Below are 20,927 nucleotides of genomic sequence, written 5' to 3' on the forward strand. Positions count from 1 at the left end.
CGCCGTGACTTACGCCTTCCCCCACCCCATCCGCCTCTTCGCGCTCACCGTTTTGGCAGTGTTGCTCGCCGCGTGCCAGAGCACGCCGCCCGCCAGCGGTTTCAGCGCGGCGCAGATCGCGACGCTCCAGTCGGAGGGGTTCGTCGATACCGGGCCCGGCTGGGAACTGAATATGCCCGAACGGCTGCTCTTTCCCTCCGATCAGAGCAGCATCCCGGCCGATCAGCAAAAGCGGATCATCGATATCGCGGCCAAGCTCGTTTCGGTCGGGATTGCGACCGCGCGGGTCGAAGGACATAGTGATTCGACCGGAACATCGGCCTATAATCTTTGGCTGTCGCAGGCGCGCGCGGAGGCGGTCGCAACCCCGATGCAGGCGGGCGGAATGCGCTTCACCGCGGATCAGATCGTCGGCCGCGGCGAAACTCTGCCCCTGTCGAGCAATACGACGCCCGAAGGCCGGCAGGACAACCGGCGCGTGGTCGTGATCGTCACCCCGCAATAGGGCGCACACGTACCGGTGCCCCGCCCTTTCCTTGGCGGGCGTTCGCCGCTAGGCCTTCGTCCATGAAACCGATCCGTAAAGCCGTCTTTCCCGTCGCCGGCCTCGGCACGCGCTTCCTGCCCGCGACCAAGGCGATCCCCAAGGAAATGCTGCCCGTCGTCGACCGGCCGCTGATCCAATATGCGGTCGACGAGGCACGCGAGGCGGGGATCGAGCAGATGATTTTCGTCACCGGGCGCGGCAAGAGCGCGATCGAGGATCATTTCGACGTCGCCTTCGAACTCGAAAAAACGATGTCCGAGCGCGGCAAGGATTTATCAGTGCTCGAACCGACGCGGCTGGGTCCCGGCGCCTGCGCTTATGTCCGCCAGCAGGAGCCGCTCGGGCTGGGTCACGCGATCTGGTGCGCGCGCGACATTGTCGGCGACGAGCCTTTCGCGATCTTCCTGCCCGATGAATTCATGCACGGCTCGCCCGGCTGCATGAAGCAGATGGTCGATGCCTATGCCCGGGTCGGCGGCAATCTGATCTCCGTTCTCGAAGTGGCGCGCGAACAGGTGTCCTCCTATGGCGTGATCGCGCCCGGCGCGCGCGACGGGGCATTGACCGAGGTGACGGGGCTCGTCGAAAAGCCGGCGGTCGACGCCGCGCCGTCGAACCTGATCATCTCCGGCCGCTACATCCTCCAGCCCGAAGTGATGCGCGTGCTCGAAGGGCAGGAGAAGGGCGCCGGCGGCGAAATCCAGCTCACCGACGCGATGGCGACGATGATCGGCAACCAGCCCTTCCACGCCGTCACCTTCGATGGCGCGCGTTACGATTGCGGGTCGAAGGCGGGCTATATCCAGGCCAATCTGGCGGTCGCGCTCGAACGCCCCGATATGGCGGATGAGGTCCGCGCCTTTGCGGTCGACCTGCTGAAATAGACCGGCGGAGGCGGCACGCCCCCGCCGGAGAGGCGACTATTCGCCCTCGATATTCGGCTTCGGGAAGGTATCGGCTCCAAGCGTCTTGTAGAGAAGGCCGCCGACGACGCCGCCGATCAGCGGCGCGACCCAGAACAGCCATAATTGCTGGAGCGCCAGTCCGCCGACGACGAGCGCGGGGCCGGTGCTGCGCGCCGGGTTGACCGACGTGTTGGTTACCGGGATCGAGATGAGGTGGATCAACGTCAAGGCAAGGCCGATCGCCAATGGCGCAAACCCCGCGGGCGCGCGGCCGTCGGTCGATCCCATGATGATCCAGACGAAGAAGGCGGTCAGCACAACCTCGATCAGCACGCCTGACCAGATGTCGTAACCGCCCGGCGACCCCTCGCCGAAGCCGTTCGCGGCAAGGCCATTGGTGGCCAGGTCATAAACGGGACTGCCGCTCGCGATATAGAAGAGCAGGAACGCCGCGACGATCGCGCCGAGCACCTGCGCGATTACGTAGAGCGGAATCTCGCGCGCGTCGAAACGTCCGCCCGCCCACAGGCCGACGGTGACCGCGGGGTTGAGATGGCAGCCCGAAATATGACCGATCGCATAAGCCATGGTGACGACCGTCAGACCGAAAGCGAGCGCGACGCCGAGCAATCCGATGCCGACATCGGGAAAGGCGGCGGCGAGAACCGCGCTGCCGCAGCCGCCGAAAACGAGCCAGAACGTGCCGATGAACTCGGCCAAACCCTTTTGGATATTCGTCATGTTGACCCTCCTCCCCGCCGGCGGCCTCAGACGCCCCCGGCGCAAGTGTCATCCTATCAGCGTTGCCGAATCGGGCAAGCACTTGTTCGAACATGCGGAATCAAGCGGCGGCGACCGCTTCGACGAAGTGCCGCGCGCGCTGGTGCAGCGATTGCGCGGCCTCGCTGAGCCCCGCCGACAGCCGGCCGAGCGTCTGCGCGCCATCGCCCACCGCCGTCGCGCCATGGCCGATCTCGCGAACGCGCACGTCGATCTCGCGCCCCGCGAACACGGCCTGCTCGACATAGCTCGCGATCGTCAGCGTCGTCGCGCTCTGGCCGTCGACCGCGCGGTCGATCGCGTCGGAAAAGCCGTTGTTGGCGTCAATCGCCCGCTCGACCTCGTCGAACCCCGCGGCAACCTGCCCGACAATGTCGCGGATCCGGTCGATGTATTGGGTGATGTCACTCGCGGCGCCGCGCGTCTGGCTGGCCAGCGTCTTCACTTCGGAGGCGACCACGGCGAAACCGCGACCGGCATCGCCCGCGCGCGCCGCTTCGATCCCGGCGTTGAGCGCGAGCATATTGGTGCGGCTCGCCATATCGATGATCAGCGCGAGCATCTGCTCGATCGACTGGCTCGCCGCCTTCAGCGCCGTGGCGCGTTCGCTGGCCTGCCTGATCTTGCCGTGCGCCTCGCCGCGAACGGCGCGGGCGCGCGACCCGTCGTCGACGATCCTGGTCATGGTCGCGGCCAGCGCATGGCCGCGGTCGCCAAGGTCCTGGAGCCCGGCCAGCGTCTGCGCCGTCGCCCCGGCAACGGTCACCGCGTCGCGGCCCGTCTGCTGCGCGCGTTCGGACAGCGCGCCGGCGACCGCCTCGACCTTTTTCGCCGTTTCGGAAAGCGTCGCGGTGAGCGCCGCGATGTCGTGCTGGAACTGTCGTCCGGCGTCGTCGATATGCGTCGCGCGCGCCGCGCTCTCCTGCGCCAGCTCGACCTCGCGCAGCATCGCGAGCCTGGCAAGCTGGCCGCTGTCGAGCGTTTCGACGAATCGGCCCGCGTTCACCAGAATCAGCTCCTGTTGCCCCGGCGACCGCGCGACGATCCGTAGCAGGTCGGCCGTCGATCGCGCGACGTCGGCGGTCGCGCACGGCTCGACCATCGAGGCGATCGACCCGCCGATCGTCGGGTTCTGCATCAGCGAAAACCAGAAGGGGCAGAAAAGCAGTTCGCGCACGCGCTGCTCGCGAATGATGCCGATCGGGCGGTCATCCCCATCGACCACCGCGAGCGCGCGCAATTGCGGATCGCGGCGGAACAGGTCGATGACCTCGGACATATGCGCGCCGGCGCCGATCGCGGACGCGTGGCCCGACGTCGGCGTAAAACCATGTCCGATGGCGTTCATTCGATCCTCTTCAAGCTGCGACCCGGTTCGCGTGTCGAGTAGAGGCAGAGAGTGAACAGCAATTTAACCATTTATTTCAGTGATGTGACACATGAGCGGGCCGCGTCGTCGCCCTGTCGCAATATTCTGTTCAGATCGCGGCGATTATGCGATGGGGCGCCTGATCGGCAGGAGAATGAAATGCGCGCTTTCGTCATAGCGGTCTTGGCCGCCCCCCTGCTCGTCGGCTGCGTCAGCGCGGTAAAGACGGTGGTGACGGCGCCGGTGAAAGCCGTCGGCCAGGTCGCCGACTGGTCGACGACCAGCCAGGACGAATCCGACCGCAATCGCGGCCGCGAGTTGCGCAAGCGCGAGGAGCGCGTCGGCAAGCTGTCGCGCCAGCGCGACAAGGCGGCCGAGAAATGCCGCGACGGCAATGAGGAACAATGCCGACGCGCCGAGGTGCTCGAGCATGAGATCGAAGCCGAGATGGCCGCGCCGCGCTGAATCGACCGCAGCGTCCGATCTTCGCCGTCAGGCGAAGATGATCAACGCACCCGCCGTCCCGTCCACACGACGCGGCCGACGAGTTGGATCGCCGCCATCGGCAAATCGTCCCAGCTGCGATAATGCGGGTTGTCGCTGATCACCGAAATGCGCCCCTGTCCCGGCGCGCGCGCGATACGCTTGACCATCAGCACATCGTCCATGCGAAGCACGTAAATGCCGTCGCGCAGCCGCGCCGCAGCATCGCCGCCGTCGACCAATATATCGTCGCCGTCGTCGAGCGTCGGCGCCATCGAATCGCCTTCGACGCGAATGATGCTGAGCGCGCGCGGATCGGCACCGAGGTCGCGCAGCCATTTGGGATCGAAGGCGACCTCGCCCTCGACCGGTTCGCCGTCGATGCTCGCCCCCGCCCCCGCCGATGCGCCGATCGCGAGCTTTGGCACGAGAATCATCCCCGGCCCGCGCACGCGCGCCGGGGCCGCGACACGCTGCACCGGCCCGCCGAGCATCGCTTCCGATACCCCCAGATAGGCGGCGATGCGGGCACGGTCCTGCTCGGCCAGCCGCCGCGGTGAGCCGCGCTTGATATATTGCTGAATATAGGCGGGGTTGCGCCCGATCACCTGCGACAGGCGCGCATAATCGATGCCCTTGTCGGCCAAGAGGCGATCGAGCGCGGCGCGGGGGTTCTGAACAAAATCGGCCATGGGTCGTGCGGGGCTGGTCCTTCCTATTTCGTCTTTAGCAAACGGATTTTTCCTAGACAAGTAGGAAATCGACTGCCAACAGATAGGAAATATCCTATTGGACGAGTCGTCCGGTCATTTGAGCGCGGTCAGGGAGAACATGATGGAGCGCAGCCTGTTGCAACGGATCGAGGCCTTTTTGAAAGAATCGGCGATGCCACCCAGCGTGTTCGGCCGGGCGGCGTTGCGCGACCCGTGCTTCGTCAGCGACCTGCGCAGTGGCCGCGAGCCGGGACGCGAAATCATAGGCCGCGTGGAGCATTTTATGAGCAAATGGCGCGCCGACCGCCGCGTCGGCCATGTCGCGCCCCTCGGCGACCGCCGAACCCGTGCTTTCTGGCGCCTCGATGCGGGGAGCGAAGCATGATGCGCTGGTCCCCCGCCCTTGCGCCCCGCCCCGGTTGCCCGCATCGGCGGCTGCGCCACCTGCTGACGCGCGAATTGCCGCAAGGCCTCACACCCGGCGCTTCGACCTTCCGGCCCTGGGCAAGCGCGAGCTTCGTCGGGGCGCGCCACATCTTTCCCTGCGCGTTGGCAGCGGGAGACGCAAAGGCGACAGTGCGTGCGCTGCAGGACCAGCTCGGTGCGGCCGAATGGACGCTGCCCGGGCATATCGTTGCCGATGTCGTAGTCGAATGCGGAAGCGACCCGCAGATGTTGCGGATCGAGATATTGACGGTCGAGGATTAACCGGCCGTCTGGCGCGTCATTCGCTGCAAGGTGGAGAGCGCGGCTTCGAGCGCGAAATCGACCTCCGGCTCGTCTTCGGCTGCGACACCTGTCGCCGACGGGATCGCCGCCTTTGCGATCGCGTCCTGGCGCCGGCGCGTCAGCCCCGCTTCGAACCGCGCGACCATCGCGCCGAGCGATTTGTCGGCAGGATCGGGCAAGGGGGACGACGAGGTCATCTCGGCGGGTTGCAACCAGGGCGCGTCGCCGCCGAAATCCTCTTCGGAGGCCAGGTCGGCGAGCATGAGCTCTTCTTCGGGGTCTTCCTGGGCTTCGACCGCCGCCGCCCCGAGCCACGGATCGAATTCGGCGGGTTCGTAAACGCTCGCTGCTCCGACCGCGCCGAGCCCGCCCGCCGGCAGATCGCGGCCCGCGCGGATCGGCGGCCGCGGGGGATCGTCGGGATGCAGGTCGACGCGGCGCCGCGTCAGAACGGGTTCGTCATCGTCCGCCTCTTCGGACGTCCGGCGGAAAACATGGCGCAGCGAAGTCAGGCCGGCGGCGTCGGGCCTGGCGATCAGCAGCGCGACGAGCCCCGCGATCGCGGCGGCGACCGCCGACATGCCGAGCGCGAGCGCGAGCCGTCCGCCATTGCCGATCGGCGGGACGAACAGGTCGGACAGGCGATCGAGATAAAGATTCCAGCTGATCGCCGCGACCCACGAAAAGGGCATCAGCGCGGCGAACAGGAAGGTCAGCGCCGCAGCGCCGATCACCGCCGGGATCGCGGGCTGAAGCGCGCGCAGCAGCGCGGCCGATACGGCCTTGATCCGGTTCTCGCTGGCTTCTTCCATATCGTCCCAAATCCATCGGCCCGCCGGGCCGTCCTGTTTCACGTCAAGCAGGGCGCGCTCAAGCGCCGCGCAGCAATCGCTGGTAAACCGGCTCGTAACGTAAAATGTTTGACGACCAGTTACGATGGCTTTCGACAAAAATACGTGCGGTTCGCCGGCGTTCGGGCCACATCGCCCGGTTTTCGAGCAAGCCCGCGAGCGCATCGGCGATCGCGGCCGGATCGTCGGGCGCGAACAGCGTCCCCGTCGCGCCGTCCTCGATCAATTCGCGGTGGCCGCCGACGTCGGACGCCGCGACCAGCTTGCCCTGCGCCATCGCCTCGAGCGGCTTGAGCGGCGTGACGAGGTCGGTCAGCCGCATCTTCTTGCGCGGATAGGCGAGGATGTCGATCAGCGAATAATATCGCTCGACCTCGCCGTGCGGAACGCGGCCGACGAAATGGATATGGCCTGCGGCGGGCGAAGCCGCCGCCTGCGCCTTGAGCGCGGCCTCCATCGGCCCGCCGCCGACGAGCAGCAGCCGCGCTTTGGGCTGCGTGGCGACGAGCGCGGGCATCGCCGCGATCAGATCGTCGATCCCCTCATAGTCATAGAAGCTGCCGATATAACCGATCACGACATCGTCGGCCGCCAGAGCCAGGCTTTCGCCCAGCGCGTTGTCGCGCGGCGGGGGGTCGCCGAACAGGTCGAGGTCGACGCCGTTGGGCGACACGATGATCTTGGCGGGATCGATGCCGCGCGCGATCAGGTCGCCGCGCAGCCCTTCGCAGATCACCGCAACGGCATCGGCCGATTTGACCGCATGGGTTTCGAGCCCTTTGGTCAGCCGGTAGCGCAGGCTGCCTTCGCGCCCGGTGCCGTTGCCGACCGCCGCATCCTCCCAGAAAGCGCGGATTTCATAGAGGACCGGAATGCCGAGCTTTTTCCCGACGCGCAGTGCCGCGAGCCCGTCCAGCACCGGCGAATGCGCGTGGAAAAGGTCGGGTTTCCATTCGCGCACCAGCGCCTCGATCCGCTTCGCCAAAGCCCCGATTTCGCGCCATTCGCGGAGCGGCGCGCGCGCCGGCGCGATTGGCGGAGTGCGGTAAAAGGTCAGCCCGTCCACCGTTTCGCCATCCTCCCCCGGCTCAGGGTGGCGCACACCGGTGACGCCCGCGACCTCCCACCCCTTTGCCGCCTGCGCCTTCATCAAGGCGCGCGTGCGAAAGGTGTAGCCGCTGTGCGCGGGCAGGCTATGATCGAGGACGTGTAATATTCGGGTCATCGTGAGGGGCTTTGACAGACAAGGCTTAACGCGGCGTCAACCCCAATAGCTTAGGCAACGCCTTATATGGTCGACAATTTTTCCATTGGCCTGACGCATCTGCTGATGGCGATCGCGCTTTGGCGCCTGCTCTATCGCGACGATCTCGACCGCGAAGTGAGCCCGCGCATGCTATGGCAGCAGCGCCGCGACGCCGAGCTTGCCGAACCGGATGCCCGCCCCGATGCGTGACATCGCCTTCGTCGCCTTTCTGTTCGCCTTCATCGGGCTCGGCTTTCGCAAGCCGTTCCTGTTCGTGCTGTGCTTTTGCTATATCGACATCGTCGCGCCGCAACTCCTCAGCTATTTCCTCATCAATTCGATCCCGATCTCGCTGATCGTCTTCGGGCTGGCGATCGTCGGCTGGCTCGCGGTCGACGACAAAAAGGATATGCGATGGTCGGGGCGGCAGTTCCTGCTGATCGCGCTGCTCCTCTATTGCTGGATGACGACGGTCAACGCCGACTTCCCGGTCGAGGCGGCCGACAAATGGAGCTGGGTTTGGAAGGCGCTCGTCTGGGCGATTTTTTTGCCGCTCACGCTCCGGACCAAGCTGCGGATCGAATCGCTGGCCCTCGTCATGTTGCTGTCGGCGGCGGCGATCGCGATCGCGGGCGGGATCAAGACCGCGGCGGGCGGCGGCGGCTATGGCTCGCTGCAATTGCTGCTCAATGAAAATTACGGTCTTTACGAAGGATCGATCATGTCGGCGGTCGGCATTTCGATCATCCCGCTGATCCTTTGGTATCGCAAGCATGGCACGATTTTTCCGCCCGACTGGCGCGTCTCGCTCTTCTGCTTCGCGCTCGTCTTCGCCTGCGCATTGCTCCCCGTCGGCACGCAGGCGCGCACCGGGCTCGTCTGCCTCGTCATCCTCGCGATCCTGTCGCTGCGCGCGGTGAAGCATCGCTTCCTCTATATGGCGGGCGCGGGACTACTGGCGCTCGCGGCCATCCCCTTCCTGCCGCAAAGCTTTACCGAGCGGATGGAAACGATCCAGGGCTACAAGTCCGACCAGTCGGCATCGACGCGCGTCGCTGTGTGGGCGTGGACGTGGGAATATGCGAAGGAAAACCCGTTGGGCGGCGGCTTCAATGCCTATATCCAGAACCATGTCCGCGTCGAAAGAGCGGCCAGCGACTATGACCCCGACGCCCCGCAAGAAGCCGAACCGACGGTTTATGAGGAACATTCGCGCGCCTATCATTCGAGCTATTTCGAGATGCTCGGCGAACAGGGCTATCCGGGGCTCGCGCTATGGCTGCTGCTGCACGCGGTCGGTCTGCTCAGGATGGAACAACTTCGCCGCCGTTATCTCAAGACGCGGCGCGCCGAGGAGCAATGGATCTCGCCGCTCGCGACCGCGCTCCAGCACGGCCATATCGTCTATATGATCGGGTCGCTGTTCGTCGGCATCGCCTTCCAGACATTCATCTACATGATGCTCGCGCTCGAAATGGGGCTTTCCACCTACGTGCGCCGCCGCGAGCAGGAGGCGGGATGGCGCCCGCTGATCGCGCGCCCGGCGCAGGTTCCGGCGCGGCATCCGGTGGCCGACCCCGCCTGACCCCGGAACCATCCGCCCGCCCGGCGCGCTATTGCGGAATGGCCGCAATCCGCCTTGTCCATGTCGACGACAGCCTGCCCGGGATCAGTCGCGAACGGTCGGGGGTCGGCTGGCGTTACCGCGACGCCAAAGGCAAGATCATCCGCGACCGCGACGAAATCGACCGCCTCAACGCGATCGCGCTGCCCCCGGCGTATGAGGACGCCTGGTTCTGCCCCGCGCCCAATGGCCATATCCTCGCGACCGGCTATGACGCGCGCGGGCGCAAGCAATATCGCTATCATCCCGACTTCCGGATGGCGCGCGAGGCCGACAAATATGACCGCTGCGCCGCCTTCGGCCACGCGCTGCCATTGCTCCGCGCGCGTCTCGCCGACGACCTTGCCCGCCGGACACTGTGCTCGGAACGCGTTGTCGCCGCGGTCGTGCGCCTGCTCGACCTCGCCGCGCTGCGCATCGGCAACGAGCAATATGTCGCCGCGAACAAGAGCTTCGGCGCGACGACGCTGCGCCAGCGCCACGCGAAAGCATCGGGCAAGACGTTGCGCCTGCAATATGTCGCCAAGGGCGGCGCGAAACGCGACGTAACGATCAGCGACCGCAGCCTTTCGACGCTGGTGCGCCGGCTGCAGGATCTGCCGGGGCAGAAGCTTTTCCAATATGAGGATGCGGACAGCCTCTGCGCGGTCGGATCGGACGATGTGAACGCCTATATCCGCGAGGCGATGGGCGACGAGTTCAGCGCCAAACACTTCCGCACCTGGTCGGCAAGCGTCGAGGCCTTTGCCTTCCTTTACGACGCGCCCGAGCCGCCGACACTGAAGGCGATGCTTGAGCATGTCGCCGACCGCCTCGGCAACACGCCCGCCATCGCGCGCAAGGCCTATGTCCATCCCGCGATGATCGCGGCGGCGCAGGAGCGCGAGGACTTTGCGGCGGCGGTCGGGACGATGCCGCGCGCGACGCGCTATCTTTCGCGTTACGAACGCGGATTTTTGACCTATCTGGAGCAGGCGCCCGCCGCCGCGGTGCTGCTGCGATCCGCCTGATCCGATTCTAGAGGACCCCCAAGGACCCCTGCATGACCTTCTCCCTGCTCGCCGCCGCGACCACTGCCGCCCCAAAAGCCGCGCCCGCAAGGGCGGCGGCGACCAACCCGATCGAAGATCTGCAACGCTATTGGGATATGAGCGTCGCGTGGGTGAACACCCACTGGCTGCAGATCGGCATCGCGATTGGTGTCGGCCTCTTCATCTATTTCCTGCTGTCGTTGCTCCGCCGCATCGCGCTCAAACATGCGCAGTCGGCCGAAGGCGACATGTCGCTGACCCACATTGCCGGGCGCGTAATTCATAAGACCAAGTCCCTGGTGCTCGCGATCATCGCGATCCGTCTGGTCGCGGGCTATGCGCAGCCTCCCGCGGTGATCATGCAGATCGTCCAGCTCGTCTTCACCGTCGCGGTGGTGCTGCAAGGCGCGATCTGGGTGCGCGAGATCGTTCTCGGGCTGATCCAGCGCCGCGCCGCCGAAGGCCATAATGAAACGCTGTCGAACGCGATGGGCATCATCCGCCTGCTGATCAGCGTCGCGCTGTTCGCGATCGCGGGCATCGTCATCCTCGACAATATGGGGGTCAACGTCACCGGGCTGGTCGCCGGCCTCGGCATCGGCGGCATCGCGATCGGCCTTGCCGCGCAGGGCATCTTCTCCGACCTCTTCGCGTCGCTCTCGATCATCTTCGACCGGCCGTTCCGCGTCGGCGAGACGATCAAATATGATACGAGCACCGCGACCGTCGAGCGCATCGGGCTCAAGAGCACGCGGCTGCGCTCGGTCAACGGCGAGTTGCTCGTCATTTCGAACACCAATCTGCTCGCGAAGGAAATCACCAATTTCGCGCATCTTCATCGCCGCCGCGTGACCTTTATGATCGGGGTGATCTATCAGACGACACCCGCGATGCTGCGCGACCTGCCCGCACTGCTCGAGGAGCAGGTCAAGGCGGCGGGGCAGGAGTTCATCCGTTCGAGTTTCGTGACCTTCGGTCCTTCGAGCCTCGATTTCGAGCTGCTCTTCGACGTGTTCAGCGACGATTATGACGTCGTCACCGCGGCGCGCACCGACGTTGCGATCCGTCTGTTCGAGACGTTGGCGGGCGCGGGTTATGAATTCGCCTATCCGACCCAGACCACCTTTACCGCGGCGCCCGACGGCACGATGATTCTGCCCTATGCCGAGAGCGTGACGATGAAGACGCCGAAGCCCGCCAAGGGCTGACGCTACGGCGACGCGGTCGCGGGGCTTGGCCCTTGTGCAATGCGGCAAGAGAGGCCTAGAACGCGCCCCGAACCAGCAATTCGAGGGGATGAGATATGGCCACCATCACGCCGCAGGAACTGCAAGCCAAGGTCGGTGAGCATCTGGGCACGTCGGATTGGGTGCTCGTCGATCAGGATATGATCAACAAATTCGCCGACGCGACGGGAGACCATCAGTTCATCCATGTCGACGAGGAAAAGGCCAAGCTGACGCCCTTCGGCGGCACGATCGCGCACGGCTTCCTTACCCTCTCCCTGATGCCGCTGCTCGGCGCGAGCACTGACGGCCCCAAGGTCGGCGGCGTCAAGATGGGCGTCAATTACGGCTGCAACAAAGTCCGCTTCCTCTCGCCCGTCCGCTCGGGCAAGCGCGTTCGCAGCCATGTGAAGCTGCTCGAGCTCGAGGAAAAGCGCCCCGGCCAGTGGCAACAGACCAATGAAGTCTCGGTCGAGATCGAGGGCGAGGAAAAACCCGCCCTGATCGCCGAATGGATCAGCCAGTTTTTCGTCTGACCACGCCCTCCCCGGCAAAGACCTGATCAAACCACGAAGAGGAATTTCATCATGCGTGATGCCGTCATCGTTTCCACCGCCCGCACCCCGCTGACCAAGGCGGGGCGCGGTTCGTTCAACAACACCCTCGCTCCGACGCTGGGCGCCCATGCGGTCCGCGCCGCGGTCGAGCGCGCCGGCCTGGAGGGCGGCGAAATCGACGACGTGCTGTTCGGCGCCGCGATGCAGCAGGGATCGCAGACGATGAACGTCGCGCGGCTGATCGCGCTGCGCGCCGGTCTGCCCGTCACCGTTCCCGGCATGTCGATCGACCGCCAATGCTCGTCGGGCCTGATGACGATCGCGACCGCCGCGAAGCAGATCATCGTCGATCGTCAGGACATCGCGGTCGCCGGCGGCATCGAGAGCATCTCGAAAGTCAGCGGCAGCGGCAAGGTCTTCATCGAGACCGACGCCGAGCTGATCGCGATGCACAAGGACACCTATATGCCGATGATCGGCACCGCCGAGGTCGTCGCGAAGCGTTACAACATCAGCCGCGAAGCGCAGGACGAATATTCGCTCCAGTCGCAGCAGCGCACCGCCGCCGCGCAAGCCGCGGGCAAGTTCGCCGACGAGATCGTCGCGTGCAATGCGACCATGGCCGTCGTGAACAAGGAAACCAAGGAAGTCACCTTCAAGGACGTCGTCGCCGACCACGACGAATGCAACCGCGCAGACACGACGCTCGAAGGGCTTTCGAGCCTGAAGCCGGTGATGGGCGAAGGCCACACGATCACCGCAGGCAACGCCAGCCAGCTCGCCGACGGTTCGTCGGCCTGCGTCGTGATGGAAGCCAAGGTTGCGGAAAAGCGCGGCCTGACCCCGCTTGGCCGGTATGTCGGCATGGCGGTCGCGGGCACCGAGCCCGACGAAATGGGCATCGGCCCCGTCTTCGCGATCCCCAAGCTGCTCGAACGCTTCGAGCTCAAGATGGACGATATCGGCCTTTGGGAACTCAACGAAGCGTTCGCGGTGCAGGTCCTTTATTGCCGCGACAAGCTCGGCATTCCGAACGAACTGCTCAACGTCAACGGCGGCTCGATCTCGATCGGCCACCCGTTCGGCATGACCGGCGCGCGCTGCGTCGGCCACGCGCTGATCGAAGGCAAGCGCCGCAGCGTCAAATATGCCGTCGTCACCATGTGCATCGGTGGCGGCCAAGGCGCAGCGGGCCTGTTCGAGGTCTTCTGATTTGCGTTTGAATAAACCGCGCATCGAGCCGGTCGATCTCGACCGGCTCGATGCCGACCAGCGCGCCGCGCTCGAACCCTTCCTTGCCGCCGGCCCCAATGGTCAGGGCGGCAAGGTCGGGGGCGGCAAGATCCTCAACATCTTCCGCACCCTTGCCCATGCGCCCAAGGCGCTCACCGCCTTCCTTGGCTGGGGCAATTATATCCTCTCGAAGCGGAGCGCACTTTCGCCCCGCGACCGCGAACTCGTCATCCTGCGCACCGGCTACAACTGCCGCTCGGGTTACGAATGGACGCAGCACAAGCGCATCGGACTCGACTGCGGCCTTTCCGAAGACGAGATCGCCCGCATCAAGGCCGGCGCCGATGCGGCGGACTGGAGCGGCCTCGACCGCGCGATGCTCCGCGCCACCGACGAACTCACAGCCGACCATTTCGTGACCGACACGACCTGGGCCGCGCTCGCGCCGCTCGGCGACAAGGGGCGCATGGACTTGGTGATGACCGTCGGCCAGTACACGCAGGTATCGATGATTTTGAACAGCTTTGGCATCCAGGTCGAAGACGGCTGGACCGTCGACCCCGATTTGAAAGCCTGAAAAGGGAGAGTGTTATGAGTGGGATTGGCGTCATCGCAACGCTGCGCGTGCAGCCCGGCAAGGAAGAGGCCTTCGAAGGCGTCTTCGCCGAACTCGCCGCCGCCGTCCGCGCGAACGAAGCCGGCAACAGCTATTACAAGCTGTTCCGCGCCGCCGAGGCGGGCGTCTACAAGGTCATGGAATGTTACGACGACGAGGCCGCGGTGGAAGCGCACCGCGCCTCGGACCATTTCCGCACCCTCGGCGCCAAGCTCGGCCCCTGCCTCGCGGGCGCCCCCCAAATCGAGACGCTAAGCGCAGCCTGAGTGGCGGGTATCGACCGGTAGCAGTCGTCGTAGATCGTCATCCGCGCGAAAGCGGGGACCCAGAGCGCGCGTAGGCTGATCCCACACTGGGTTCCCGCTTTCGCGGGAATGACGAATCTTTGGTGTGTCCGCTCACCACCCCTAAGTCGTCAGCCGATCTCGGCGATCTCCCCCGCCCGGTCCCCGATCAGATAGCGCGGCCCAGCCCCTCGCTGCGCCGCCTTGTCCTCGCGATTGTAAAGCCCGCACTTCTTGAGGGACAGGCAGCCGCAGCCGATACACTGGTCGAGAAGTTCGCGGGTGCGCGTCAGCGCCGCGAGCTGCGCGTCGATCCGCGCGCGCAGCCCGGTACTGATCCGCGTCCAGTCCGCGCCATTGGGCGTCCGCCCCGCGGGCAATCGCGCCAGCTCGCCCGCGATCTCCTCGAGGCTCAGCCCCATCTGCTGCGCGATGAGGATGAAGGAGACGCGGCGGATGTCGGCGCGCAGGAAGCGGCGCTGCCCGCCGCCGGTGCGCAGCGCCTCAACCAGCCCCCTGGTCTCATAGAAACGGATCGCCGACACCGCGACGCCGGTGCGCGCAGCAAGCTCGCCGATGGCAATGAGGTCGGTTCGGTGCATGATCCGCATTCCTCGCTTTTCGCTTGATCTAAACCTCACTTGAGCTTTCATAAGTTGCTGCGTCAACCCGAATCAGGAGCCTTACGTGACGCACCCCTTCATCGAACATGTGAATCTGACCGTCAGCGATCCCGATCGCACCGCCGGCATCCTCTCGGCGATCTTCGGCTGGCACGAACGTTGGCGCGGCCCCGCGCGCGATGGCGGGCGCACGATACATCTCGGCAGTGACGCCGCCTATATCGCGCTCTACACCGGCCCCGACGGCCCGCATGCGGACGCGCGCTATCCCAAAGGCGAACCGCTCAACCATGTCGGCGTGCAGGTCGACGATCTCGACACGATCGAAATGCGTGTGAAGGCGGTCGGCCTCACCCCCGTCAACCATGGCGATTACGAACCCGGCCGCCGCTTCTATTTCTTCGATCCCGACGGCATCGAATATGAAGTGGTCAGCTATGCGGAGCCGCGGCCGCGCTGAATCGGGCAACAACCGGCCATCTGCGGCGTTGATCGATTATCGGGGGGCATGAAGGAGCCTTTCGATGAGCGACGATATCAAACAGCAGTTCTGGAAAGCCCTGGCCGACAGCCCCTATGTCATGCTCGGCGCGACCGGCGAACGCGAACATCACATCCCGATGAACGCGCAGCTCGACAAGGACGCGAACAGCGCCTTCTGGTTCTTCACCGCCACCGACAACCGTTTGGCGGCGGGCGGTCCCGCGATGGCGCAATTCGCGGCCAAGGGTCACGAGCTGTTCGCCTGTATTTCGGGCACGCTGGTGCGGGAGAATAATCGCGCGGTGCTCGACAAATTGTGGAACAATAGCATCGCGGCCTGGTATCCGGGCGGCAAAGATGACCCCAAACTCGTCCTGCTGCGTTTCGACCTCGACGATGCCGAAATCTGGACTGCCGACCCCGGCGTCAAGGGGATGTTCAAGCTTGCTACCGGCATGACGATGAAGGATGGCGACCTCGGCAAGCACACCGAAGTGGCGCTCTAGGTCGAGATGGCGGGCGGCCCGATCCGCCCGTCGCGAAATTCGAACCCGCCCTCGCGGTCGCACTCAAGCAGGGCGGGACCGTCGAGGTCGACCCAGCGTGCGCGCTGTGCGAGCACGAATGCCGGCGCGATCGCGAGGCTGGTCGACAGCATGCACCCGGCCATGATCGATAGACCCGCCGCGTCGGCGGCGTCGGCGATCCTGAGCGCCTCGGTCAGTCCCCCCGCCTTATCGAGTTTGATGTTCACCCCGTCGTAAAAGGGGCCGATCCGCGCGACATCGGCGGCGGTCTGGCAGCTTTCGTCGGCGATAAAGGGCAGCGGCGCATAAATAGGATCGAGCAGCGCATCGGCGCCCACCGGCACCGGCTGCTCGATCATCTCGACCCCCATGTCGGCAAGCGCTTCGGCCTCGCTCAAAATATCGATCTCGCCCCAGCTTTCGTTCGCATCGACGATCAGCCGCGCCTCGGGCGCGCCCTTGCGTACCCCCGCGACGCGGAGGCGGTCGCCCTCGCCGGTGAGCTTGATCTTGAGCAGCCGGTAGCCGTCGGCCGCCGCCGTCGCAGCCTGCTCGGCCATCGCGCCCGGCGTGCCGAGCGAGATCGTATAGGCCGTGACCCGCGCGGTCGGCGCCCCGTCGCACCCCGCAAGCTGCCAGAGCCGGAGGCCGCGTTGCCGCGCTTCCAGATCCCACAGCGCGCAGTCGAGCGCGTTGCGCGCCGCACCCGGCGCCATCAACAGCTGCACCGCGGCGCGCGCCTCGGCGGCGTCCATTTCCGCGATATGCGGCGCGGCGAGCAGAATCTGGTCGCGGCACCCGGCCGCATCCTCGCCGAGATAATAGATGGGCGTGCCTTCGCCGCGCCCCACGGCGCCGCCACTCTCGATTTCGGCGACGACGACATCGACGTGCGTCTTGGCGCCGCGGCTGATGACGAACTCGCCGGCGACGGCCCAGCGTTCGACGCGCGCGCTTTTCAGTTGGATAGCCATGCAGGAAGGCTAGTGTAGATCGGTATGACCGGCAAATCCCTTTCCGAACGCATCGGCGATTTCGGCCACCGCCTCGCGGTCGAGGCGCACGCCGCCTGGCTCGCCGCGCGCGACCCACGCGTGCCTTGGTTCGCGCGCATCCTGGCGGTCGCGGTCGCCGCCTATGCGCTGTCGCCGATCGACCTGATCCCCGATTTCATTCCGGTGCTCGGCTGGCTCGATGACCTCGTCATCGTTCCGCTGGGTCTGCTCGCGGTCCGGCGGTCGATCCCCGCACCGCTATGGACCGAACTCCACGCCGCCGCCGAGACCGCAAGCGAGCGCCCGTCGAGCCGCGCCGGCATGGCGTTCATCCTGCTGTTGTGGGCAGGGCTGCTCTATATCGTCTATTGGGGCGTGCGGACTTCGCCCTGGCATTGATCGGCGCTTCCAGTCGTCAGCCGCCGTGAGTCCGGATCCATTTCTCGACCACCGGCGCGATCTCTTCGCGCCATTTGCGGCCGTTGAAGATGCCGTAATGGCCGACGCCCTTCGCTATCAGATATTTCTTCTTGTCGGCGGATAACGCCTTCGCGATCGTCAGCGCCGCCTTGGTCTGGCCGATTCCCGAAATATCGTCGCGCTCGCCCTCGATCGCGAGGATTGCGATATCTTCGATCGCGCCGACATCGACCGGCTGGCCGCGGTGGGTCATCTCGCCCTTCGGCAGCAGGTGGCGCTGGAACACGACATCGACCGTCTGGAGGTAGAATTCGGACGTCATGTCGCACACCGCGCGATATTCGTCGTAAAATTCCTTGGTCTTGTCGGCGCTCTCGCCGTCGCCGTCGACCAGATGTTTGAACATCTCCCAATGGCTCATCATGTGATTGCCGAGGTTCATCGACATGAAGCCCGCCAGCTGCAGAAAGCCCGGATAAACGCGGCGCCCCGCACCCGGATAATAGGCCGGAACGGTCGCGATTACATTTTCCTGAAACCAGGCGTGCGGCCGCGTCATCGCATGGTCGTTGACCGCGGTCGGCGCCTTGCGCGTGTCGATCGGGCCGCCCATCATCGTCAGCGTCTTGGGCCGGCACTTGTGCTTGTTCGCCGCCATGATCGCCGCCGCGGCGAGGCTCGGCACCGACGGCTGGCATACCGCCAGCATATGCGCGCCGGGGCCGATATGCTCAAGCCACGCGATCAGATAATCGACATAATCGTCGAGGTCGAACTTGCCGGCTTCGAGCGGCACGTTGCGCGCGTCGCGCCAGTCGGTGATCCAAACGTCGTGCCCGGGCAGCATCCGCTCGACCGTCCCGCGCAACAGCGTCGCATAATGACCCGACATCGGGGCGACGATCAGCAGCTTGGGAGCGTCTTTCGTCCCTTTATGCTTGAAATGCTTGAGTTGGCCGAAGGGCCTCCGCGCCTCGATCGCTTCGGCGACGCGCACCGTCTCGCCGTCGACGACGGTTTCATACAGCTCGAACCCCGGCTTGCCGCGCGGTGCCGCCGCATGCGCGAAGACTTCGAGTGCCGAGGCGAACATCGGGCTGCCGCCGAAATAGCCGAGCGGATTCGCCGGATGCTGCATCACCTGCGCGCCCGCCGTCGCCAGCGCACTCGCCCCGGCAAGCCAATTCTTCTGCATGTCAAACGCGTGATACAGCATATTCGGATCATTCCTTGCGTAGCCCGGCGGCGCTCTTCGGCGCCCGCTCATTGGTTAGCAGTCTAGGGGCTCCGTCTCATTGTGCAATGCGTCAAAATCATTGCGGATCGTGCCGATAGCGAATAATCTGCGCGGCAAGGCGCATGATGCGCCGGTGGAGTGATTATGTCTGAGATTGCGGGCAACCGCTAACATCCCGGCGAAAACGGGATGTGCGCTGCGCGCCGACCCTGTGTCGGTGCGCCGTTATTGCATGCAATATCCGGACATATCCCATGAATATCTCGAAAGCGGAGCAGCGCGTGCTCCATGTGCTGGCGCAAGGCGGCATGATCCGCCATCGGCGCGGCGAAAGCGGCCATATCGTCGAGGCGCTTTGCTTCACGCGCGACGGCCATATTCTCGCGAACACCGGCCTGCCGCTGTTCAACCGGCTGCGGCGCCGCGGCTTCATCGCCTCGCATGGCGGCGCGCCGTACCGCATCACGCAGGCGGGGCTTCGCGCCGTGCGTGCGCAGCTCGATAATCGCTGAAAAAAAGGGGGAAGCGCGGCGCCACCGCCGCGCTTCCTTGCAGTATCGCTTCAAAGCATCTGAAGCGCAGCATCATTCTGCGTCGTTGAGCCCGGTCCCCGCCGCTGCTAGGGCCGGTGCGATGGCCAGCCAGTCCGATCTCTCCGCCGCGAACGCTTCCGCCGAACCCCGCCGCAAGCTCGGTAGCCTGCGCATGGTATGGCAACATGCCAGCCGCTATCCGCTGCAATTGATCGTCGCCGCGATCGCGCTCGGCATCGCGGCGCTCGCAACGCTCGCGATCCCCTATCAATTCAAGGAAATGATCGACAGCGGCTTCATCGCCGGCGGCGGCGATGTCGCGCCGCATTTCCGGCTTTTCTACGCCATCTGCGTCGCGCTCGCCCTCGCAACCGCGCTGCGCTTCTATTTCGTGAGTTGGCTCGGCGAGCGCACCGTCGCCGACATCCGCCAAGCGGTCCAGCGCAACCTGCTGCGCCTCGCCCCCGGTTTCTTCGAGGAAAATCGCCCGTCCGAAATCGCCTCGCGCATGACCTCGGATACCGCGATCATCGAGCAGGTGGTGGGCACCACCGTGTCGGTCGCGCTGCGCAATTTGGTGATGGGCGTCGGCGGCATCCTTTATCTGTTCAGCCTGTCGCCAAAGCTCACCGCGGGCATCCTCCTCGGCATCCCGGTCATCATCCTGCCGATCGTGCTGCTCGGCCGGCGGCTCCAGAATGTCTCGCGGACCAGCCAGGACCGCGTCGCCGACATCGGCGCGACCACCGCCGAACAGATGGGGGCGATGAAGATCGTGCAGGCGTTCGGCCAGGAAGCGCGCGAAGCCGATCGTTTCTCGGCCGCTGTCGAGGCCAATTTCGCGACCGCGAAACGCCGCATCCGCCTTCGCGCGATCATCACCGCGACGGTCATCGGCCTGTTGTTCGGCGCGATCACCACCTTACTCTGGTACGGCGCGGAAGGCGTCGCGCAGGGAACAATCACCGGCGGCACGATCGCGGCCTTCGTCCTGACCGGCGGGCTCGTCGCGGGGGCGTTTGGTGCGCTCACCGAGGTCTATGGCGACCTGCTCCGCGCCGCTGGCGCCGCCGAGCGATTGAGCGAGTTGCTGAATGCCGAAGCGACGATCGCCCCGCCCGCAAAGCCAAGCGCCTTTCCCGAGCCGCCGGTCGGCACGCTCGAGTTCGCGAAGGTCGAGTTCCACTATCCGACGCGTCCCGATGCGCCGGCGCTCCACGATTTCAGCCTCGCGATCCGTCCGCGCGAGACGGTGGCGATCGTCGGCCCGTCGGGCGCCGGAAAATCGACGCTCTTCCAGCTCGCCGAACGTTTCTATGATCCGCAGACGGGGCAGATCCTGCTCGATGGCGTGCCGCTGACCGAAGCCGATCCCGCCGACATCCGCGCGCGCATCGCGATGGTGCCGCAGGAAACGGTGATCTTCGCCGCCTCGGCGCGCGACAATCTGCGTTATGGCAATTGGAACGCAAGCGACGAGGATTTGTGGGACGCCGCGCGCGCCGCCAATGCCGAGGAATTTCTGCGCAAGCTGCCGCAAGGCCTCGATACCTTCATGGGCGAAGGCGGCGCGCGCCTGTCGGGCGGCCAGCGCCAGCGTGTCGCGATCGCGCGCGCGCTACTGCGCCGCGCCCCGCTCCTGTTGCTCGACGAAGCAACCTCGGCGCTCGACGCCGAATCCGAAAAGCTGGTGCAGGACGCGCTCGAAACGCTGATGGCCGACCGCACGACGATCGTCATCGCCCACCGGCTCGCGACCGTGCGCGCCGCCGACCGCATCATCGTGATGGACGACGGCCGCATCGTCGAAGAGGGCAAGCATGATGAGCTCGTCGCCGCGGATGGCCTCTACGCCCGCCTCGCACGTCTCCAGTTCCAGGACAATCTCGCCGCCGCTTGACGCAGATTCGATCGA

26 protein-coding genes are annotated in these 20,927 nt (G+C 65.6%); 18 read left to right on the top strand and 8 right to left on the bottom strand.

Annotation, left to right across the window (positions count from 1 at the left end; translation table 11 throughout):
- Window positions 1–4 precede the first annotated feature (4 nt).
- Window positions 5–505, top strand: a complete 501-nt coding sequence (gene yfiB / locus GGR90_RS13315; RefSeq protein WP_342449939.1) for an outer membrane lipoprotein YfiB — start codon at window positions 5–7, stop codon at window positions 503–505.
- Between the two features lie 62 nt (window positions 506–567).
- A complete protein-coding gene (galU, locus tag GGR90_RS13320) occupies window positions 568–1,431 on the top strand; it encodes a UTP--glucose-1-phosphate uridylyltransferase GalU (protein ID WP_167921936.1) in 864 nt (287 codons plus the stop codon).
- Between the two features lie 36 nt (window positions 1,432–1,467).
- On the opposite strand, the gene aqpZ is transcribed toward galU, so the two are convergent.
- On the bottom strand, window positions 1,468–2,193 hold the full coding sequence (aqpZ, locus tag GGR90_RS13325; RefSeq protein ID WP_167921937.1) for an aquaporin Z: 726 nt from the start codon (window positions 2,191–2,193) through the stop codon (window positions 1,468–1,470).
- 100 nt (window positions 2,194–2,293) lie between these two features.
- Window positions 2,294–3,580 carry a methyl-accepting chemotaxis protein gene (locus GGR90_RS13330; protein WP_245198657.1) on the bottom strand — a complete coding sequence of 429 codons (1,287 nt, stop codon included), beginning with the start codon at window positions 3,578–3,580 and terminating at the stop codon, window positions 2,294–2,296.
- 180 nt (window positions 3,581–3,760) lie between these two features.
- Here GGR90_RS13330 and GGR90_RS13335 point away from each other — a divergent pair, with 180 nt between their 5' ends.
- Entirely contained in the window at window positions 3,761–4,066 is a 306-nt protein-coding gene (locus GGR90_RS13335) for a hypothetical protein (RefSeq protein ID WP_167921938.1), read from the top strand.
- A 41-nt stretch (window positions 4,067–4,107) separates the two neighbouring features.
- Here the strand turns inward: GGR90_RS13335 and GGR90_RS13340 are convergent, their stop codons facing one another.
- Window positions 4,108–4,776: a LexA family transcriptional regulator gene (locus GGR90_RS13340; protein WP_167921939.1), complete on the bottom strand. Its 669-nt coding sequence runs from the start codon at window positions 4,774–4,776 to the stop codon at window positions 4,108–4,110.
- Between the two features lie 142 nt (window positions 4,777–4,918).
- Here GGR90_RS13340 and GGR90_RS13345 point away from each other — a divergent pair, with 142 nt between their 5' ends.
- Both GGR90_RS13345 and GGR90_RS13350 read left to right on the top strand, forming a co-directional pair.
- Window positions 4,919–5,182: a hypothetical protein gene (locus GGR90_RS13345; protein WP_167921559.1), complete on the top strand. Its 264-nt coding sequence runs from the start codon at window positions 4,919–4,921 to the stop codon at window positions 5,180–5,182.
- Complete coding sequence (locus tag GGR90_RS13350; protein WP_245198658.1) at window positions 5,179–5,505, top strand: hypothetical protein; 327 nt, start codon at window positions 5,179–5,181, stop codon at window positions 5,503–5,505. Before GGR90_RS13345 ends, GGR90_RS13350 begins: the two co-directional genes overlap by 4 nt.
- On the opposite strand, the gene GGR90_RS13355 is transcribed toward GGR90_RS13350, so the two are convergent.
- Together GGR90_RS13355 and GGR90_RS13360 are read right to left on the bottom strand one after the other, a co-directional pair.
- The gene (locus GGR90_RS13355) at window positions 5,502–6,338 is read right to left on the bottom strand and encodes a hypothetical protein (RefSeq protein WP_167921940.1); all 837 of its coding nucleotides are present in this window, start codon (window positions 6,336–6,338) and stop codon (window positions 5,502–5,504) included. The two genes, GGR90_RS13350 and GGR90_RS13355, sit on opposite strands and share 4 nt — an antisense overlap.
- 58 nt (window positions 6,339–6,396) lie before the next feature.
- Window positions 6,397–7,602, bottom strand: a complete 1,206-nt coding sequence (locus GGR90_RS13360; RefSeq protein WP_167921941.1) for a TIGR04063 family PEP-CTERM/XrtA system glycosyltransferase — start codon at window positions 7,600–7,602, stop codon at window positions 6,397–6,399.
- A gap of 105 nt (window positions 7,603–7,707) precedes the next feature.
- On the opposite strand from GGR90_RS13360, the gene GGR90_RS19640 reads away from it, so the two are divergent.
- The 8 genes from GGR90_RS19640 to GGR90_RS13395 all read left to right on the top strand — a co-directional run bounded on the left by GGR90_RS19640 (window position 7,708) and on the right by GGR90_RS13395 (window position 14,176).
- The gene (locus GGR90_RS19640) at window positions 7,708–7,833 is read left to right on the top strand and encodes a hypothetical protein (RefSeq protein ID WP_280740859.1); all 126 of its coding nucleotides are present in this window, start codon (window positions 7,708–7,710) and stop codon (window positions 7,831–7,833) included.
- The gene (locus GGR90_RS13365) at window positions 7,826–9,208 is read left to right on the top strand and encodes a putative O-glycosylation ligase, exosortase A system-associated (RefSeq protein WP_167921942.1); all 1,383 of its coding nucleotides are present in this window, start codon (window positions 7,826–7,828) and stop codon (window positions 9,206–9,208) included. Before GGR90_RS19640 ends, GGR90_RS13365 begins: the two co-directional genes overlap by 8 nt.
- 38 nt (window positions 9,209–9,246) lie before the next feature.
- Complete coding sequence (locus tag GGR90_RS13370; RefSeq protein ID WP_167921943.1) at window positions 9,247–10,257, top strand: DNA topoisomerase IB; 1,011 nt, start codon at window positions 9,247–9,249, stop codon at window positions 10,255–10,257.
- Window positions 10,258–10,289: 32 nt separating this feature from the next.
- Window positions 10,290–11,486 (top strand): mechanosensitive ion channel family protein, encoded by a 1,197-nt coding sequence (locus tag GGR90_RS13375; protein ID WP_167921944.1) that lies wholly within the window; start codon window positions 10,290–10,292, stop codon window positions 11,484–11,486.
- Window positions 11,487–11,581: 95 nt separating this feature from the next.
- Window positions 11,582–12,040, top strand: coding sequence for a MaoC family dehydratase (locus GGR90_RS13380; RefSeq protein WP_167921945.1), 459 nt, complete (start codon window positions 11,582–11,584; stop codon window positions 12,038–12,040).
- Between the two features lie 51 nt (window positions 12,041–12,091).
- Entirely contained in the window at window positions 12,092–13,273 is a 1,182-nt protein-coding gene (locus tag GGR90_RS13385) for an acetyl-CoA C-acyltransferase (protein ID WP_167921946.1), read from the top strand.
- Window position 13,274: 1 nt separating this feature from the next.
- Entirely contained in the window at window positions 13,275–13,871 is a 597-nt protein-coding gene (locus GGR90_RS13390) for a carboxymuconolactone decarboxylase family protein (RefSeq protein WP_167921947.1), read from the top strand.
- 14 nt (window positions 13,872–13,885) lie between these two features.
- Entirely contained in the window at window positions 13,886–14,176 is a 291-nt protein-coding gene (locus GGR90_RS13395; RefSeq protein ID WP_167921948.1) for a putative quinol monooxygenase, read from the top strand.
- Between the two features lie 149 nt (window positions 14,177–14,325).
- Here GGR90_RS13395 and soxR read toward each other — a convergent pair whose 3' ends face one another.
- Window positions 14,326–14,796: a redox-sensitive transcriptional activator SoxR gene (gene soxR, locus GGR90_RS13400; protein ID WP_167921949.1), complete on the bottom strand. Its 471-nt coding sequence runs from the start codon at window positions 14,794–14,796 to the stop codon at window positions 14,326–14,328.
- A gap of 85 nt (window positions 14,797–14,881) precedes the next feature.
- Here soxR and GGR90_RS13405 point away from each other — a divergent pair, with 85 nt between their 5' ends.
- Both GGR90_RS13405 and GGR90_RS13410 read left to right on the top strand, forming a co-directional pair.
- On the top strand, window positions 14,882–15,277 hold the full coding sequence (locus GGR90_RS13405) for a VOC family protein (RefSeq protein ID WP_167921950.1): 396 nt from the start codon (window positions 14,882–14,884) through the stop codon (window positions 15,275–15,277).
- A gap of 64 nt (window positions 15,278–15,341) precedes the next feature.
- Window positions 15,342–15,806 carry a pyridoxamine 5'-phosphate oxidase family protein gene (locus GGR90_RS13410; RefSeq protein ID WP_167921951.1) on the top strand — a complete coding sequence of 155 codons (465 nt, stop codon included), beginning with the start codon at window positions 15,342–15,344 and terminating at the stop codon, window positions 15,804–15,806.
- Here GGR90_RS13410 and GGR90_RS13415 read toward each other — a convergent pair.
- Window positions 15,803–16,801: a dipeptide epimerase gene (locus GGR90_RS13415; RefSeq protein ID WP_167921952.1), complete on the bottom strand. Its 999-nt coding sequence runs from the start codon at window positions 16,799–16,801 to the stop codon at window positions 15,803–15,805. The two genes, GGR90_RS13410 and GGR90_RS13415, sit on opposite strands and share 4 nt — an antisense overlap.
- Window positions 16,802–16,825: 24 nt before the next feature.
- Between GGR90_RS13415 and GGR90_RS13420 the strand changes: the two genes are divergently transcribed.
- Window positions 16,826–17,221 (top strand): YkvA family protein, encoded by a 396-nt coding sequence (locus GGR90_RS13420; protein ID WP_167921953.1) that lies wholly within the window; start codon window positions 16,826–16,828, stop codon window positions 17,219–17,221.
- A gap of 16 nt (window positions 17,222–17,237) precedes the next feature.
- Here the strand turns inward: GGR90_RS13420 and GGR90_RS13425 are convergent, their stop codons facing one another.
- A complete protein-coding gene (locus GGR90_RS13425; protein WP_167921954.1) occupies window positions 17,238–18,458 on the bottom strand; it encodes a polyhydroxyalkanoate depolymerase in 1,221 nt (406 codons plus the stop codon).
- 275 nt (window positions 18,459–18,733) lie between these two features.
- Here GGR90_RS13425 and GGR90_RS13430 point away from each other — a divergent pair, with 275 nt between their 5' ends.
- Window positions 18,734–18,991 carry a YjhX family toxin gene (locus GGR90_RS13430; RefSeq protein ID WP_167921955.1) on the top strand — a complete coding sequence of 86 codons (258 nt, stop codon included), beginning with the start codon at window positions 18,734–18,736 and terminating at the stop codon, window positions 18,989–18,991.
- 121 nt (window positions 18,992–19,112) lie between these two features.
- The gene (locus tag GGR90_RS13435) at window positions 19,113–20,912 is read left to right on the top strand and encodes an ABC transporter transmembrane domain-containing protein (protein WP_167921956.1); all 1,800 of its coding nucleotides are present in this window, start codon (window positions 19,113–19,115) and stop codon (window positions 20,910–20,912) included.
- Window positions 20,913–20,927: the final 15 nt, after the last annotated feature.

Origin of the sequence: Sphingopyxis italica (assembly GCF_011926545.1) — a bacterium.
In the GTDB taxonomy this organism is placed as follows: Bacteria; Pseudomonadota; Alphaproteobacteria; order Sphingomonadales; family Sphingomonadaceae; genus Sphingopyxis; species Sphingopyxis italica.

Bases quoted from the DNA above. Each gene is read 5' to 3' on its own strand.
- galU (WP_167921936.1), top strand. From the start codon at position 568: ATGAAACCGATCCGTAAAGCCGTCTTTCCCGTCGCCGGCCTCGGCACG.
- aqpZ (WP_167921937.1), bottom strand. From the start codon at position 2,193: ATGACGAATATCCAAAAGGGTTTGGCCGAGTTCATCGGCACGTTCTGG.
- GGR90_RS13330 (WP_245198657.1), bottom strand. From the start codon at position 3,580: ATGAACGCCATCGGACATGGTTTTACGCCGACGTCGGGCCACGCGTCC.
- GGR90_RS13335 (WP_167921938.1), top strand. From the start codon at position 3,761: ATGCGCGCTTTCGTCATAGCGGTCTTGGCCGCCCCCCTGCTCGTCGGC.
- GGR90_RS13340 (WP_167921939.1), bottom strand. From the start codon at position 4,776: ATGGCCGATTTTGTTCAGAACCCCCGCGCCGCGCTCGATCGCCTCTTG.
- GGR90_RS13345 (WP_167921559.1), top strand. From the start codon at position 4,919: ATGGAGCGCAGCCTGTTGCAACGGATCGAGGCCTTTTTGAAAGAATCG.
- GGR90_RS13350 (WP_245198658.1), top strand. From the start codon at position 5,179: ATGATGCGCTGGTCCCCCGCCCTTGCGCCCCGCCCCGGTTGCCCGCAT.
- GGR90_RS13355 (WP_167921940.1), bottom strand. From the start codon at position 6,338: ATGGAAGAAGCCAGCGAGAACCGGATCAAGGCCGTATCGGCCGCGCTG.
- GGR90_RS13360 (WP_167921941.1), bottom strand. From the start codon at position 7,602: ATGACCCGAATATTACACGTCCTCGATCATAGCCTGCCCGCGCACAGC.
- GGR90_RS19640 (WP_280740859.1), top strand. From the start codon at position 7,708: ATGGCGATCGCGCTTTGGCGCCTGCTCTATCGCGACGATCTCGACCGC.
- GGR90_RS13365 (WP_167921942.1), top strand. From the start codon at position 7,826: ATGCGTGACATCGCCTTCGTCGCCTTTCTGTTCGCCTTCATCGGGCTC.
- GGR90_RS13370 (WP_167921943.1), top strand. From the start codon at position 9,247: ATGGCCGCAATCCGCCTTGTCCATGTCGACGACAGCCTGCCCGGGATC.
- GGR90_RS13375 (WP_167921944.1), top strand. From the start codon at position 10,290: ATGACCTTCTCCCTGCTCGCCGCCGCGACCACTGCCGCCCCAAAAGCC.
- GGR90_RS13380 (WP_167921945.1), top strand. From the start codon at position 11,582: ATGGCCACCATCACGCCGCAGGAACTGCAAGCCAAGGTCGGTGAGCAT.
- GGR90_RS13385 (WP_167921946.1), top strand. From the start codon at position 12,092: ATGCGTGATGCCGTCATCGTTTCCACCGCCCGCACCCCGCTGACCAAG.
- GGR90_RS13395 (WP_167921948.1), top strand. From the start codon at position 13,886: ATGAGTGGGATTGGCGTCATCGCAACGCTGCGCGTGCAGCCCGGCAAG.
- soxR (WP_167921949.1), bottom strand. From the start codon at position 14,796: ATGCACCGAACCGACCTCATTGCCATCGGCGAGCTTGCTGCGCGCACC.
- GGR90_RS13410 (WP_167921951.1), top strand. From the start codon at position 15,342: ATGAGCGACGATATCAAACAGCAGTTCTGGAAAGCCCTGGCCGACAGC.
- GGR90_RS13415 (WP_167921952.1), bottom strand. From the start codon at position 16,801: ATGGCTATCCAACTGAAAAGCGCGCGCGTCGAACGCTGGGCCGTCGCC.
- GGR90_RS13420 (WP_167921953.1), top strand. From the start codon at position 16,826: ATGACCGGCAAATCCCTTTCCGAACGCATCGGCGATTTCGGCCACCGC.
- GGR90_RS13425 (WP_167921954.1), bottom strand. From the start codon at position 18,458: ATGCTGTATCACGCGTTTGACATGCAGAAGAATTGGCTTGCCGGGGCG.
- GGR90_RS13430 (WP_167921955.1), top strand. From the start codon at position 18,734: ATGAATATCTCGAAAGCGGAGCAGCGCGTGCTCCATGTGCTGGCGCAA.
- GGR90_RS13435 (WP_167921956.1), top strand. From the start codon at position 19,113: ATGGCCAGCCAGTCCGATCTCTCCGCCGCGAACGCTTCCGCCGAACCC.